The 15,412-nt window shown below is 58.6% G+C and carries 13 protein-coding genes; 11 read left to right on the forward strand and 2 right to left on the reverse strand.

Annotated features, from left to right (window positions below; all coding sequences use genetic code 11):
• Positions 1-163: 163 nt before the first annotated feature.
• From grpE to dapB, 4 genes are all read left to right on the forward strand, one after another.
• Positions 164-736, forward strand: coding sequence for a nucleotide exchange factor GrpE (gene grpE, locus BLU26_RS15060; RefSeq protein WP_092287687.1), 573 nt, complete (start codon positions 164-166; stop codon positions 734-736).
• Between the two features lie 89 nt (positions 737-825).
• On the forward strand, positions 826-2,748 hold the full coding sequence (gene dnaK / locus BLU26_RS15065) for a molecular chaperone DnaK (RefSeq protein WP_092287688.1): 1,923 nt from the start codon (positions 826-828) through the stop codon (positions 2,746-2,748).
• A gap of 133 nt (positions 2,749-2,881) precedes the next feature.
• Positions 2,882-4,021, forward strand: coding sequence for a molecular chaperone DnaJ (gene dnaJ / locus BLU26_RS15070; RefSeq protein ID WP_092287689.1), 1,140 nt, complete (start codon positions 2,882-2,884; stop codon positions 4,019-4,021).
• 14 nt (positions 4,022-4,035) lie between these two features.
• The gene (gene dapB / locus BLU26_RS15075) at positions 4,036-4,842 is read left to right on the forward strand and encodes a 4-hydroxy-tetrahydrodipicolinate reductase (protein ID WP_092287690.1); all 807 of its coding nucleotides are present in this window, start codon (positions 4,036-4,038) and stop codon (positions 4,840-4,842) included.
• Positions 4,843-4,905: 63 nt separating this feature from the next.
• Here dapB and BLU26_RS15080 read toward each other — a convergent pair whose 3' ends face one another.
• Entirely contained in the window at positions 4,906-5,679 is a 774-nt protein-coding gene (locus BLU26_RS15080) for a hypothetical protein (RefSeq protein ID WP_092287691.1), read from the reverse strand.
• A gap of 372 nt (positions 5,680-6,051) precedes the next feature.
• On the opposite strand from BLU26_RS15080, the gene carA reads away from it, so the two are divergent.
• From carA to BLU26_RS15100, 4 genes are read left to right on the forward strand one after another with little or no spacing between them, the layout of a single operon-like run.
• Complete coding sequence (carA, locus tag BLU26_RS15085; protein ID WP_092287692.1) at positions 6,052-7,188, forward strand: glutamine-hydrolyzing carbamoyl-phosphate synthase small subunit; 1,137 nt, start codon at positions 6,052-6,054, stop codon at positions 7,186-7,188.
• 34 nt (positions 7,189-7,222) lie between these two features.
• Positions 7,223-10,438 carry a carbamoyl-phosphate synthase large subunit gene (gene carB / locus BLU26_RS15090; protein WP_092287693.1) on the forward strand — a complete coding sequence of 1,072 codons (3,216 nt, stop codon included), beginning with the start codon at positions 7,223-7,225 and terminating at the stop codon, positions 10,436-10,438.
• Positions 10,439-10,915 carry a transcription elongation factor GreA gene (gene greA, locus BLU26_RS15095; RefSeq protein WP_092287694.1) on the forward strand — a complete coding sequence of 159 codons (477 nt, stop codon included), beginning with the start codon at positions 10,439-10,441 and terminating at the stop codon, positions 10,913-10,915.
• Positions 10,912-11,319, forward strand: a complete 408-nt coding sequence (locus BLU26_RS15100) for a hypothetical protein (RefSeq protein ID WP_331457151.1) — start codon at positions 10,912-10,914, stop codon at positions 11,317-11,319. The genes greA and BLU26_RS15100 overlap by 4 nt, the downstream gene beginning before the upstream one ends.
• A 32-nt stretch (positions 11,320-11,351) precedes the next feature.
• On the opposite strand, the gene yhbY is transcribed toward BLU26_RS15100, so the two are convergent.
• Positions 11,352-11,666 (reverse strand): ribosome assembly RNA-binding protein YhbY, encoded by a 315-nt coding sequence (gene yhbY, locus BLU26_RS15105; protein WP_092287695.1) that lies wholly within the window; start codon positions 11,664-11,666, stop codon positions 11,352-11,354.
• A 77-nt stretch (positions 11,667-11,743) separates the two neighbouring features.
• Here yhbY and rlmE point away from each other — a divergent pair, with 77 nt between their 5' ends.
• The 3 genes from rlmE to folP all read left to right on the forward strand — a co-directional run bounded on the left by rlmE (position 11,744) and on the right by folP (position 15,366).
• Positions 11,744-12,364, forward strand: coding sequence for a 23S rRNA (uridine(2552)-2'-O)-methyltransferase RlmE (gene rlmE, locus BLU26_RS15110; RefSeq protein ID WP_092287696.1), 621 nt, complete (start codon positions 11,744-11,746; stop codon positions 12,362-12,364).
• Positions 12,365-12,566: 202 nt separating this feature from the next.
• Positions 12,567-14,507, forward strand: a complete 1,941-nt coding sequence (gene ftsH / locus BLU26_RS15115; protein ID WP_092288518.1) for an ATP-dependent zinc metalloprotease FtsH — start codon at positions 12,567-12,569, stop codon at positions 14,505-14,507.
• A gap of 7 nt (positions 14,508-14,514) precedes the next feature.
• Positions 14,515-15,366 carry a dihydropteroate synthase gene (folP, locus tag BLU26_RS15120; RefSeq protein ID WP_092287697.1) on the forward strand — a complete coding sequence of 284 codons (852 nt, stop codon included), beginning with the start codon at positions 14,515-14,517 and terminating at the stop codon, positions 15,364-15,366.
• Positions 15,367-15,412: the final 46 nt, after the last annotated feature.

A 15,412-nucleotide genomic window follows, 5' to 3' on the forward strand; every position in this document is an offset into this window, starting at 1 on the left:
AGTCGGCATTAAAACCCACTGACTTGCCCAATCCCCCTTGAAGCCCTGAATTGCGACCCCATATAGGTTGCCAGTAAGGCTTTGTATAGACCCGGGCCGGGCGGTGCGCACTTTTACCTGTTCTCGCCGTACGCCCCCTTTTTTTGCATGACAGGAGAGACAGATGGCTGATGAACAGAGACCCGATCTGCAGGATCAGGATGACCTGGTAGACGAGACCCTGGATACGCCTGAAGGTGATCTTGCGGCACGCGTGGCCAGCCTGGAAGAGCAGTTGGCAACCGCGCAGGATCAGGCATTGCGTGCAGCGGCCGATGTGCAGAATGCGCGCCGCCGGGCAGAGCAGGAGGTCGAGAAGGCGCACAAGTTTGCACTGGAGCGCTTTGCCAATGACCTGCTGCCAATCCTCGACAGTCTTGAGCGCGGCATGGAGTTGTCCGACGCGGACGATCCGGCAATCAAGCCGATGCGCGACGGGATTGATCTCACACTGAAGATGTTTGCTGACACCCTGGCGCGTTTTCAGGTCGTGCCAGTCGTGCCGGAAGGCGAGCCCTTCAACCCGGAGTTTCACCAGGCGATGGCGATGGAAGAAAGCGCCAATGTTGAGCCCAATACGGTGCTCAAGGTGTTCCAGAAGGGTTACACCCTCAGCGGTCGCCTGCTGCGTCCAGCGATGGTGGTAGTCAGCAAGGCGCCCTCAGCGCCCGCGCCGTCGATTGATGAACAGGCTTGAAAAACTTTTTGATGACCCCATTTAGGGTTCATACACAGACTAAACCTCGCCGCTGACTGTACGCGGCAGCAAGACTCGGAGAAGCAAATATGGGCAAGATTATCGGTATTGACCTGGGGACCACCAACTCCTGTGTCTCCATCCTGGAAAACGGCACCGCCAAGGTGATCGAGAACGCCGAAGGCGCGCGCACTACGCCCTCTATCGTGGCTTACACCAACGACGGCGAGACCCTGGTAGGCCAGTCTGCCAAACGCCAGGCGGTGACCAACCCGCACAACACGCTGTACGCGGTGAAGCGCCTGATCGGTCGCCGCTTTGAAGAAGACGTTGTGCAGAAAGACATCAAGCTGGTGCCGTACAAGATCGTCAAGGCCGACAACGGCGACGCCTGGGTTCAGGTGAACGACGAGAAGATGGCGCCACCGCAAGTCTCAGCAGAAGTGCTGAAGAAGATGAAGAAGACCGCCGAAGACTATCTTGGCGAGCCGGTGACTGAAGCCGTTATCACTGTGCCGGCCTACTTCAACGACAGTCAGCGCCAGGCCACCAAAGATGCCGGTCGTATCGCCGGTCTGGAAGTCAAGCGCATCATCAACGAGCCGACCGCAGCCGCTCTGGCCTATGGTATGGACAAGGCGCGTGGCGACTCCACCATCGTGGTCTATGACCTGGGTGGCGGTACCTTCGACGTCTCGGTGATTGAAATTGCCGAAGTGGATGGCGAGCACCAGTTCGAAGTGCTGGCGACCAACGGCGACACCTTCCTGGGTGGCGAAGACTTCGACATGCGCCTGATCGACTATCTGGCGGACGAGTTCAAGAAAGAAAACAGCGTTGATCTGCACAACGATCCGCTGGCGCTGCAGCGTCTGAAAGAAGCGGCTGAAAAAGCCAAGATCGAGCTGTCTTCCAGCCAGCAGACCGACGTTAACCTGCCGTACATCACTGCCGATGCGACGGGTCCCAAGCACTTGAACGTCAAGGTTACCCGCGCCAAGCTGGAATCGCTGGTAGAAGACCTGATCAAGCGCAGCATCGAGCCATGCCGTGTGGCTATGCAGGATGCCGGTCTGGACGTCTCCGAGATCAACGAAGTGATCCTGGTGGGTGGTCAGACCCGTATGCCGCTGGTGCAGAAGACTGTCTCCGAGTTCTTCAACAAGGAGCCTCGCAAGGACGTTAACCCGGATGAAGCCGTTGCCATCGGTGCCTCTATCCAGGGTGCGGTACTGGCGGGTGACGTGAAGGACGTTCTGCTGCTGGACGTTACCCCGCTGTCGCTGGGTATCGAAACCATGGGCGGCGTGATGACCGCGCTAATCGAGAAGAACACCACCATCCCGACCAAGAAGTCGCAGGTGTTCTCTACCGCTGACGATAACCAGACTGCCGTGACCATTCACGTGCTGCAGGGTGAGCGCAAGCAGGCGGGTCAGAACAAGTCACTGGGTCGCTTCGATCTGGCCGACATTCCGCCGGCGCAGCGCGGCGTACCGCAGATTGAAGTCAGCTTCGATATCGATGCCAACGGTATCCTCAACGTGTCGGCCAAAGACAAGGCGACCGGCAAGGAGCAGTCCATCGTGATCAAGGCCTCTTCCGGCCTGTCCGATGAGGAGATCGATCAGATGGTGCGCGACGCCGAGGCCAACGCCGAGGAAGACCGCAAGTTCGAAGAGCTGGTAACAACCCGTAACCAGGCCGATCAGCTGGTTCACGCCACGCGCAAGACGCTGACCGAAGCGGGCGACAAGGCTACCGACGAAGAGAAGGCTGCCATTGAAACCGCGCTGAGCGACTTGGAGGCGGCGATCAAGAGCGACGACAAGGAGGCCATCGAGGCCAAGATCAACGCCTTGTCCGAAGCCTCTGGTCCGCTGGTGCAGAAGATGTACGCTGAGCAGGCGCAGGCTGGTCAGCCAGGTGCGCAGGGTGCTGACGCCGACGCTGGCAATGATGCCGACGACGTTGTTGACGCCGAGTTCGAAGAGGTCAAGGACAACAAGTAAGTCCTTGATGAACCGCGGTTTTGTGCGCTATCCGCAGTGATGCGGTTGGCGCCCAGGCCGACTCTGCCAGACAACGCGGGAGCTTCTCCCGCGTTGCCGTTTGTGCCGAGCGAATGTGAAGGAAGCCGAATAAATGTCCAAGCGTGATTATTATGAAGTGCTGGGTGTCGAGAAGGGCGCCAGCGAAGCCGAGCTGAAAAAGGCTTATCGCCGCTTGGCGATGAAGTTCCATCCGGACCGTAATCCGGATGACGAGAAGGCGGATGAGAAGTTCAGGGAAGCCACTGAAGCCTACGAGATTCTGACCGACGCCAACAAGCGCGCCGCCTATGATCAATATGGTCACGCCGGGGTAGACCCGAATATGGGTGCCGGCGGTGCCGGTGGTTTTGGCGGTGCCAACTTCTCCGACATCTTTGGCGATGTGTTTGGCGATATATTTGGCGGCGGCGGTGGTGGGCGTGGTCGTTCCAGTGTGCAGCGCGGCAGTGATTTGCGCTACACGCTGGAGTTGGACCTGGAAGAGGCCGTGCGCGGCACTTCAGTCACTATCCGCGTGCCGACCCTCGTGGGCTGTGAAACCTGTGATGGTAGTGGCGCCAAAAAAGGCACTACGCCAACCACCTGTTCTACCTGCGGTGGTCATGGTCAGGTGCGTATGCAGCAGGGTTTCTTCTCTGTGCAGCAAACCTGTCCGCGTTGCCACGGTACCGGCAAGATGATTACCGATCCGTGCAAGGACTGTCACGGTGAAGGGCGCATCGAAAAAGAGAAGAATCTCTCGGTCAAGGTACCGGCGGGCGTCGATACTGGTGACCGCATCCGTCTTGCCGGAGAGGGTGAGGCGGGCGTCAATGGCGGCCCGGCAGGTGATCTCTACGTGGTGGTGTCGGTGCGTGAGCACAAGATATTCCAGCGCGATGGCAAGAACCTGTATTGCGAGGTGCCGATCAGCTTTGTGGACGCAGCGCTGGGCGGCGAGCTCGAAGTGCCCACGCTGGATGGTCGCGTCAAGCTGAAGATTCCCGAGGGAGCGCAAACCGGTAAGCTGTTCCGTCTGCGCGGCAAGGGCGTAACGCCGGTGCGCGGTGGTTCTGCCGGTGATCTGCTGTGCCGGGTGGCGGTGGAAACGCCGGTCAACCTGACCAAGCGTCAGCGCGAACTGCTGCAGGAATTGCGTGAAACGCTCGAAGAAGAAGGTTCCAGTCAGTCGCCGCGCGCCAAAAGCTGGTTTGACGGCGTGAAGAACTTCTTTGAAGACATGAAATTCTGAAGCGGGAGCGCAAGATGAGACGGATTGCGGTAATTGGTGCTGCCGGACGCATGGGCAAGACGCTGATTGAAGCCATACATCAAGCCGAAGGTGCTGCGCTGACGGCGGCCATCGAGCGTCCCGACAGCTCTCTGGTTGGCGCCGACGCTGGCGAGCTGGCGGGTGTCGGGCGTCTGGGTGTGATGATCAGCGGTAGTCTGCAGCAGGTGCTGGATGACTTCGATGTGTTGATCGACTTTACCCATCCGACCACGACCTTGCTTAATCTGGAGGCTTGTCTGGCTGCCGGCAAGGCGATGGTTATCGGTACCACTGGGTTCAGCGAGGCGGAAAAGGCGCAGTTGGCCGACGCTGGCAAGCAGATCCCCATCGTATTTGCCCCCAACTTCAGCGTTGGCGTGAATCTTTGCCTCAAGTTGCTGGATATGGCAGCGCGGGTGATGGGTGACGATGCCGATATCGAGGTGATCGAGGCGCATCATCGGCACAAGGTCGATGCGCCCTCGGGCACGGCGTTGCGCATGGGTGAGGTGGTTGCCAAGGCGCTGGATCGTGATCTGGCCAAAGTGGCCGTGTATGGCCGTGAAGGTCAGACCGGTGCTCGCGACCCTCAGACCATCGGTTTCGCCACTGTGCGTGCCGGAGATGTGGTGGGTGATCATACGGTGCTGTTTGCTACCGAAGGCGAGCGGGTAGAGATTACCCATAAGGCATCCAGCCGCATGACCTTCGCTAAAGGTGCAGTGCGCTCCGCATTGTGGTTGGCGGAACGCGAGGCGGGTTTGTTTGATATGCAGGACGTGCTCGACCTGAAGAATTGAGATAGCAGAAACGAAAAAGCGCGTGGCACCCAAGGTGTCACGCGCTTTTTTATTGCCTGCTATTTAGCCTGCGTTGTTTTGCGCCAGGTTCGCCTGTTCGCTGGACAGGGTGTCGAGGGTCTCGATGTTCTTGCGCAGGTAGAACGCGGCAATGGTCGGCACCCAGTCGGTGTGGTGGTTGATCAACCGCGGCTCAATGAAGCCGTACTGCTTGTCCAGCTGGTTGAAGGTGTCCTGGTGGTCCGGCAGCAGAGTCTTGAGCTCGGCAGAGCCTTCCTTGATGCGTGCATCAAGGGTATTGAAGATGCCTTCCTGAGTTTGAATGAAGTAGACGCCTACCGAGCTGAACATGTTGTTCTCGTAGAGCAGCAGAATGCGGCTGGTCTCGATGCTCTGGTTGTGCAGCGCCAGTAGTGGCGCTGCGCTGCCTTCGGTCTCGGCGTTGTAAAGTTCGGCCGCTGCATTCTCGAGCTTGCCGTGAGCCATCATGATGCGGTTTACCGTCGCCAGGCCGTAATAGGCCTGCTCACCTTCTGGAAGTTGCTCGAGCTCGCGGACCAGGCCAACAAAATCGTTGTACAGCGGTCGCAGGTCTCCGGGGTCGCCCATCTGTCGCAGCAGGCTGTCCATGTTGCCCAGGGCGTCGCGGTAGATCTCGCGGTTACCGGGTTCGCGCACGCGCTCAAACAGGTTGTTGTCGATCAGCAGATAAGTGCCGGCAAGGAAGCCCTGGCTGCGAAACTCATGCAGTTGCTGAAGGCGCTGAATATCGGCGTGGGCCAGTGGTGCAAGGAACAGTAACGCCAGCACAAGGATGCGTTTCAAGTGCAATACCATGGTGGAAGATCCCCGAGTCCATTTTTGTTTTTGTTGTGTAGCCCAGGTTGCTGCGGTGCCTACCTGAAAAGACGATCTACGCCGTCTATGTCGGGCGTTGGCCCGGCTACGAATGTTCCAAGCCGTGTTTTAACACAGAAGCAGATGAGAATGAAGTCACGTTCTGAGGCATTCCGCCGCATCATCCTTTTCTGCTGGGGTGGTCTGGGAGGTGGATATTTTGGGGTCGAGTCGTTAAACTAATGCGCTAATCTGTCTATTCAGCGCGTATCTGACAAAGCCTTTGCGAGCGGGATGTTGTGTTCCACACTACATTCCCGCTTTTGTGCAGCCCGCGTTTGGTGAAACGTGTCAGTTCTTTCGGAGGTTTTCTTGTCCAAGCCAGCCATTCTCGCACTCGCCGACGGTAGCATCTTCCGCGGTGAGTCCATCGGCGCCGACGGCTCCAGCGTCGGCGAGGTCGTGTTCAATACGGCCATGACCGGTTACCAGGAGATCCTTACTGATCCCTCCTATGCACGTCAAATCGTTACCCTCACTTATCCTCATATCGGCAACACCGGCGTCACGCCGCAAGATGTCGAGTCTGACAAGGTTCAGGCCGCCGGTCTGGTCATTCGTGATCTGCCGCTACTGGCCAGTAACTGGCGCAGCAAGCAATCGCTGGATGAGTATCTGAAGGATAACGGCATTGTTGCCATCGCCGGCATCGACACCCGCCGCCTGACGCGCATTTTGCGTGAAAAGGGTTCGCAGAACGGCTGTCTGCTGGCCGGTGATGATATCTCCGATGAACAGGCGCTGGAGTTGGCGCGTGGCTTCCCGGGCTTGAAAGGGATGGATCTGGCCAAGGAAGTGTCGGTCAAGGAGTCTTACCAATGGCGCTCCAGCGTCTGGGCGCTGGAGACCGACAGCCATGCCGAGCGCAGCGATGCCGAGTTGCCCTACCACGTGGTGGCCTATGACTACGGGGTCAAGTTCAACATTCTGCGCATGCTGGTCGAGCGTGGCTGCCGCCTGACCGTCGTGCCGGCACAGACCCCCGCTGCAGACGTTCTGGCGCTCAATCCCGACGGCGTGTTTCTGTCCAATGGCCCCGGCGATCCGGAGCCCTGTGACTACGCCATCGCAGCGATCAAGACGATTCTGGAGACCGATATTCCGCTATTTGGTATCTGCCTGGGCCACCAGTTGCTGGCACTGGCCTCCGGCGCCAAGACAGTGAAAATGGGGCACGGTCACCACGGTGCCAACCACCCAGTGCAGGATCTGGACAGCGGTGTGGTCATGATCACCAGCCAGAACCATGGGTTTGCGGTCGATGAAGCCACGCTGCCGGCCAATCTGCGTCTTACCCACAAATCGCTGTTTGACGGCACATTACAGGGCATTGAGCGCACCGACAAAGCGGCGTTCAGCTTCCAGGGTCACCCTGAAGCGAGCCCGGGGCCAAACGACGTGGCCCCGCTGTTCGACCGTTTCATCGATGCCATGAGCAAGCGCGCCTGAGCCCCGGAACATCCAAGGATTTGTTGAAAAGACTATGCCAAAACGTACTGATATCAAAAGCATCCTGATCCTCGGCGCTGGCCCTATCGTGATTGGCCAGGCTTGTGAGTTCGACTACTCCGGTGCCCAGGCCTGCAAGGCGCTGCAGGAAGAAGGTTTCCGCGTCATTCTGGTGAACTCCAACCCGGCGACCATCATGACCGACCCGGCCATGGCCGACGCCACCTATATCGAGCCGATCAAATGGCAGACAGTGGCCAAGATCATCGAGAAGGAGCGCCCGGATGCGCTGCTGCCCACCATGGGCGGTCAAACCGCATTGAACTGCGCGCTGGATCTGGAAAAACACGGTGTGCTGGAAAAGTTCGGTGTCGAGATGATCGGCGCCAATGCCGATACCATCGACAAGGCTGAAGATCGCTCGCGTTTCGACAAGGCGATGAAGTCCATTGGTCTGGAGTGCCCGCGTTCCGGTATCGCTCACACCATGGCTGAGGCCTACGGTGTGCTCGATCAGGTTGGCTTTCCGTGCATTATCCGCCCGTCGTTCACTATGGGCGGCACCGGTGGCGGTATTGCGTATAACCGTGAAGAGTTCGAAGAGATCTGTAATCGTGGCCTGGACCTGTCGCCGACCAACGAGCTGCTGATCGATGAATCGTTGATCGGTTGGAAAGAGTACGAGATGGAAGTGGTCCGCGACAAAAAGGACAACTGCATCATCGTCTGCTCGATCGAGAACTTCGACCCGATGGGTGTGCACACTGGTGACTCCATCACCGTTGCGCCGGCGCAGACGCTGACCGACAAGGAATACCAGATCATGCGGAACGCCTCGTTGGCGGTGCTGCGTGAAATTGGTGTCGAGACCGGTGGTTCCAACGTGCAGTTCGGCATCTGCCCCGACACCGGCCGTATGGTGGTGATCGAGATGAACCCGCGGGTATCCCGTTCCTCGGCCCTGGCCTCAAAGGCGACGGGCTTCCCGATTGCCAAGATTGCGGCCAAGCTGGCGGTGGGCTACACCCTGGATGAGCTGCAGAACGACATTACTGGTGGCCGTACTCCCGCCTCGTTCGAGCCGTCGATCGATTACGTGGTCACCAAGATTCCGCGTTTTGCCTTTGAAAAATTCCCCAACGCCGATGCGCGCCTGACCACGCAGATGAAGTCGGTAGGTGAGGTCATGGCCATTGGTCGTACTTTCCAGGAGTCGGTGCAAAAAGCACTGCGCGGTCTGGAAGTGGGCGCCTGTGGTTTCGACCCCAAGGTCGACCTGGCTGCGGCGGACGCGCAGACCGAGCTGACCCGTGAGCTGACCGTGCCGGGCGCCGACCGCATCTGGTACGTAGCCGATGCCTTCCGCTCCGGCATGAGCATGCAGCAGATCTTTGATCTGACCAAGATCGATACCTGGTTCCTGGTGCAGATCGAAGACCTGATCAAGGAAGAGGAAAAGATCAAGACTTTGGGTCTGGCCGACGTCGACTACAGTCTGATGTTCCGCCTCAAGCGCAAGGGCTTCTCCGACACCCGCCTGGCTCAGTTGCTGGCGGTGAGCGAGAAAAGCCTGCGCCGCCATCGCCACAAGCTGAACATCTTCCCGGTCTACAAGCGCGTCGACACCTGTGCGGCTGAGTTCGCGACCGATACCGCGTATATGTACTCAACCTACGAGGAAGAGTGCGAGGCCAATCCGTCCGAGCGCGACAAGATCATGATTCTCGGTGGCGGCCCCAACCGCATCGGTCAGGGTATCGAGTTCGACTACTGCTGCGTACACGCTGCCCTCGCCATGCGCGAAGACGGCTATGAAACCATCATGGTCAACTGTAACCCGGAAACGGTTTCTACCGATTACGACACCTCGGATCGCCTGTACTTCGAGCCGGTGACCCTCGAGGATGTGCTCGAAATCGTCCGTGTCGAGCAGCCCAAGGGCGTTATCGTGCAGTACGGTGGGCAGACGCCGCTGAAATTGGCGCGCGCGCTGGAAGAGGCCGGTGTGCCGATTATCGGTACCAGCCCGGAGGCAATTGACCGCGCCGAAGACCGTGAGCGTTTCCAGCAAATGGTTGAGCGCCTGAATCTGCTGCAGCCGCCGAACGCGACTGTGCGCAGTGAAGAAGAAGCCATTCGCGCGGCCAACAAGATCGGCTACCCGCTGGTGGTGCGCCCCTCCTACGTGTTGGGTGGTCGCGCGATGGAGATCGTCTATCAGGAAGACGAGCTCAAGCGCTACCTGCGTGACGCGGTAAAGGTCTCCAACGACAGCCCAGTGCTGCTGGATCACTTCCTCAATTGCGCGATCGAGGTGGACATCGATGCGGTATCCGACGGCAAGCAGGTTGTCATCGGTGCGATCATGCAGCACATCGAGCAAGCTGGCGTTCACTCCGGTGACTCGGCCTGCTCGCTGCCGCCGTATTCGCTGCCGGCCCACGTGCAGGACGAGATGCGCGATCAGGTCAAGCGCATGGCGCTGGAGTTGGGCGTAGTGGGGCTGATGAACGTGCAGTTGGCGCTGCAGGGCGACCGCATCTATGTGATCGAGGTCAACCCGCGCGCCTCGCGTACCGTGCCCTTTGTGTCCAAGTGTATTGGCCAGTCGCTGGCCAAGATTGCGGCCCGCGTGATGGCGGGCAAGACCCTGGAAGAAGTTGGCTTCACCGATGAGGTGGTGCCGAGCTACTACAGCGTCAAGGAGGCGGTGTTCCCGTTTGCCAAGTTCCCGGGTGTTGACCCCATCCTTGGGCCGGAAATGAAGTCGACCGGCGAAGTCATGGGTGTAGGCGACAGCTTCGGCGAAGCCTTTGCCAAGGCGCAGCTGGGCTCGGGCGAGATGCTGCCGACCAGCGGCAACGTCTTTATCAGTGTGCGCGAAGACGACAAACCGTTTGTGGTTGACGTGGCGCGTGACCTGATCGAGCTTGGTTTTCAGATTGTTGCCACCAGTGGCACCGCCAAGGTGGTTGAGGCTGCCGGTCTTGCCGTGCGCCGCGTGAACAAGGTGACCGAGGGACGCCCGCACATTGTCGATATGATCAAGAACGATGAAGTCGCGCTGGTAATCAATACCACTGAGGGTCGTCAGTCGATCGCCGACTCCTACTCCATCCGCCGTAACGCGCTGCAGCACAAGGTGTATTCCACTACCACATTGGCCGGTGGCGCTGCGGTCTGTACAGCACTGAAATTTGGTCCGGAGCGTGCGGTGCGCCGTCTCCAGGACTTGCATAAAGGAATTTGATTGATGAAATACCCGATGACCAAACAGGGCGCCGAAGCCCTCGAAGTCGAACTCAAGCACCTCAAGACCGAGCTGCGCCCACAGATCACTCAAGCCATCGCCGAGGCGCGTGAGTTGGGTGATCTGAAGGAAAATGCGGAATACCATGCAGCGCGCGAGCAGCAGGGCATGGTTGAGGCGCGTATTCGCGATATCGAAGGCCGTCTTTCCAACGCTCAGGTGATTGATGTAACCACCATTGCCCCTACCGGCAAGGTGATTTTCGGCACCACGGTGACCATTGCCAACGTCGATACCGATGAAGAGGTTATCTACCAGATCGTTGGTGACGACGAGGCTGACATCAAGCAACGCAAGATTTCCGTCAGCTCTCCTATCGCCCGCGCACTTATCGGCAAGGAAGAAGGCGAAATTGTGGCGGTGAAAACACCGGGCGGCGTGGTCGAGTACGAAATCGTCGAGGTGACCCACAAGTGATAGCGACGGCCGGCCGCCGCGGTCGGGTGGTCTGGCAGTTGGCGCTTACGCTCTGGGTGGGCGGCGTCTGGTCCGCTCACTTCGTACTGCTGCCAGCACTCAAGCATATCGGGCTGGCGCCGCGGTTGGTCGAGGACGTGAGTAACCTGCTGCGCCCGATAATGCTCGGCTTCGCGGCGGTTTGCGCCGTGCTGCAGTTGTTGGTGGTGCTGGGCTACGAGGGTCGCCGGTTCTGGCGTGACATGCGCGGGCAATTGCTGCTGGTGGTATTGCTTGCGACGGGCTGTTACGTGCTGGTTGGCCAGCTGTCGCAGGGCTTGTTTCTATCGCTGTTCTGCTATCTGGTGGTAGCGTTTGCAGGTTTGGGGTTGATACTGCAGCCCCGGCCGGACGAGGGGCGTTAGCCTTCCGCTAGCGCCCCTTGCGGTCAAAGCGCTCAGAAATCCTTGTGGCGCTTGAGATTGGACAGATTGTCGTTGGGCTTCTTGGCCCGGCGCAAGAGTATCGCCATCTTGCCAATCACCTGAACCAGCTCGGCGCCGCTCTGCTTGCAAGCATCGGCAATGAGCGCCTGCTTGGCCTCGCGGTCACTGACCGTGACACGGATCTTGATCAGTTCATGGTCGTTCAACGCCCGATCCAGTTCTGTCAGTACGCCTTCGCTGACTCCCTGTTCACTGATGATGACGATCGGCTTGAGATGGTGGCCGATGCGTTTAAGATCTTTTTTCTGTGCGGAACTGAGCGCCATAATGGTCCGTATGATGATTTAATGAGTGTAAAGACACTAGTTTAACCGGCGGCGCGTCCCGCTGCACGAGGTATTCCGTGGCACAATCAAAGACCAGTAAGCGCTGGCTGAAAGAACACTTCGACGATCCCTTCGTCAAAAAGGCCCAGAAAGACGGCTACCGTTCCCGTGCGAGCTACAAGCTGCTGGCCATTCAGGAGCGCGACCGCATACTGAGGTCGGGTATGACCGTGCTCGATCTCGGGTCGGCACCCGGTGGCTGGTCACAGGTTGCTGGCCGTCTGATCGGCGAAAAAGGACGCATCATTGCCTCCGATATTTTGCCGATGGACAGCATCCCGGACGTCAACTTCATCCAGGGCGACTTTACCGAAGACGCGGTCTTTGAGCAGATTCTTGCCGCGATCGGAGATGCCCCTGTCGACCTTGTAATTTCCGATATGGCCCCCAATATGAGTGGTACGCCTGAAGTGGATCAGCCGAGGGCCATGTACCTGTGCGAGCTTGCGCTGGATATGGCGGGGCGTGTTTTGCAGCCCGGTGGCGATTTTTTGATCAAGGTGTTTCATGGTGAAGGCTTTGATGACTATTTCCGCCTGATGCGGGGGCAGTTTGACAAGCTGGTTACCCGCAAGCCGGACGCCTCACGTGGCCGCTCGCGGGAAACCTACCTGCTGGCGCGAGGCTTCAAGGGCTGATTCAGTTCTTGGTGTGAGGCTCGGCGCGGGTCTGAACTGTCCTGGCTGACGGCGGTCTGTTCAGGGTCAAGCGACACAGGGCGTTACACAGCGCTGACTGCCGACACCGGCTAAACTGGTGTAAGGTAGTCAACTGGAAAAAGACTCAGCGAAGCTTCCGCCAATGGTGGCGATGGGGCAAGAGGGTAATGATTTGAACGATATGGCGAAGAACCTCATCCTGTGGTTGATCATCGCGGCAGTGCTGGTCACGGTGATGAACAACTTCAGCAAAACCAGCGAGCCGGACGCGCTGAACTATACCCAGTTCCTGGAGCTGGTGAAGGATCGCCAGGTCGAGCGAGTCACTGTCGATGGTTACATCATCACCGGTAAGGAGCGTGGCGGCGAGTCCTTCAAGACGGTCCGTCCAGCGATTCAGGACAACGGCCTGATTGGCGACTTGCTGGAAAACGACGTGATTATCGAGGGCAAGCAACCAGAGCAGCAAAGCATCTGGACCCAGCTGCTGATCGCCAGTTTCCCGATTCTGATCATTATCGCCATCTTCATGTTCTTCATGCGTCAGATGCAGGGCGGCGGCGGTGGTCGCGGCGGCCCCATGAGCTTTGGCAAGAGCAAGGCCCGCATGCTGTCGGAAGATCAGGTTAAAACCACCTTTGCGGACGTGGCGGGCTGTGATGAAGCCAAGGAAGATGTCAGCGAATTGGTCGAGTTCTTGCGCGATCCGGGCAAGTTCCAGCGCTTGGGTGGTCATATCCCCCGCGGCGTTCTGATGGTCGGCCAGCCGGGTACGGGTAAGACCTTGTTGGCCAAGGCGGTTGCCGGAGAGGCCAAGGTGCCGTTCTTTACCATTTCGGGTTCCGATTTTGTTGAAATGTTTGTTGGTGTGGGTGCCTCCCGCGTACGCGACATGTTCGAGCAGGCCAAGAAGCACGCCCCTTGCATCATCTTTATTGACGAGATCGACGCTGTCGGCCGTCACCGTGGTTCCGGAATGGGTGGTGGTCATGACGAGCGCGAGCAGACGCTGAACCAGTTGCTGGTCGAGATGGATGGTTTTGAACCCAACGACGGCATCATTGTCGTCGCAGCAACCAACCGCCCAGATGTACTGGATCCGGCGTTGCTGCGCCCCGGCCGCTTTGACCGCCAGGTGGTGGTTGGTCTGCCTGATATTCGTGGTCGCGAGCAGATTCTCAAGGTGCATATGCGCAAGGTGCCTATGGGCGATGATGTTGTGCCTGCGCTGATCGCTCGTGGTACGCCCGGTTTCTCGGGTGCTGATCTAGCCAATCTGGTGAACGAGGCATCGCTGTTTGCTGCGCGCAACAACAAGCGCCTGGTCGAAATGCATGAATTTGAGATGGCGAAAGACAAGATCATGATGGGCGCAGAGCGCAAGTCCATGGTCATGTCTGACAAGGAAAAGTTGAATACGGCTTACCATGAGTCCGGTCATGCCATCGTGGGTCGCCTGGTGCCAGAGCACGATCCGGTTTACAAGGTAACCATTATCCCGCGCGGTCGCGCTCTAGGGGTCACCATGTTCCTGCCGGAAGAGGACCGCTACAGCCTCTCCAAGCGTGCGCTGATCAGCCAGATCTGCTCGCTGTTTGGTGGTCGTATCGCGGAGGAAATGACTCTGGGCTTTGATGGTGTCACCACGGGCGCCTCCAACGACATCATGCGCGCTACCCAGTTGGCCAAGAATATGGTGACCAAGTGGGGTCTGTCCGAGAAGCTTGGTCCGTTGCTGTACGGCGAAGATGAAGATCAAGGTTATCTGGGGCGTTCCGGTGGCGGCGGAGCATCCGGTGTGTCGGGTGAAACCGCAAAGCTGATTGACGAAGAGGTGCGCAGCATCATTGATGAGTGTTACGCCACCGCACGTCGCTTGCTTGAAGAGAATCGCGACAAGCTCGACATGATGGCTGAAGCGCTGATGAAGTACGAAACCATCGATACGCAACAGATCGACGACATCATGGCTGGTCGTCCGCCCCGCGAGCCGAAGAACTGGCAGGGCGACGACAAGTCCGGCCCCGGCGCGGTGATTACGCCGGACGATGCTGCCGACAGCAAATCCGATCAGCCGCCGAAAGACAGTGGCGTGATTGGTGGGCCTGCCGGGGAGCACTGATTCTTCAATGAATGCCCCGCTAAAAAGCTCCCGTCTGCCTTGCGGCAGTCGGGAGCTTGATCTTTCCCGTGCCCATGTTATGGGTATTCTCAATGTCACCCCTGATTCCTTCTCCGACGGCGGGCGCTTCAATAGTCTTGATACTGCGCTACGTCATGTAGAGGGGATGTTGCAAGCGGGTGCAACTCTGATCGATGTGGGTGGGGAGTCAACGCGGCCAGGGGCGCTAGCCGTTTCCGGTGAGGAGGAGTTGCAGCGCGTGGTGCCGGTGGTGGAGGCGATTGCTGCGCGATTTGACGTTGTGATCTCGGTCGATACCAGTACGCCTGCAGTGATGACGCAAAGCGCGGCGGTAGGTGCTGGCATGATTAACGACGTGCGCTCCCTGGAGCGGGAGGGGGCGCTGCAGGCGGCTGCCGCGACGGGGCTTCCGGTTTGTCTCATGCATCGCCAAGGCGAGCCCGAAAATATGCAGGATGCACCGACCTATGCGAGTGTTTTGGATGAGGTCAACGCTTACCTGACTGCTCGCGTGACGGCTTGTGAGGCGATTGGTATTGCCCGTGATCGGTTGTTACTTGATCCTGGGTTTGGCTTTGGCAAGTCGCTAGCGCACAACCTCCAGTTGTTTGCGCGCATGAGTGAGCTGCGCCCGGATGACTTGCCGCTACTGGTCGGTGTGTCGCGCAAGAGTATGATCGGTCAGGTGCTGGACCTGCCGGTAGATCAGCGCTTATACGGTAGTTTGGCTCTAGCGGCGCTGGCCGTTAACGCTGGGGCCTGCATTATTCGAGCGCATGATGTGGCAGAAACGGTGGATGTGGTGCGCATGGTTAATGCGGTAGCGCAAGCGCGTTGAACTCGGCAGGTAGCACAAAACAAAACAGTTAATAGGCAGGTAGGCA

This window comes from Halopseudomonas sabulinigri (genome assembly GCF_900105255.1).
GTDB lineage: Bacteria > Pseudomonadota > Gammaproteobacteria > Pseudomonadales > Pseudomonadaceae > Halopseudomonas > Halopseudomonas sabulinigri.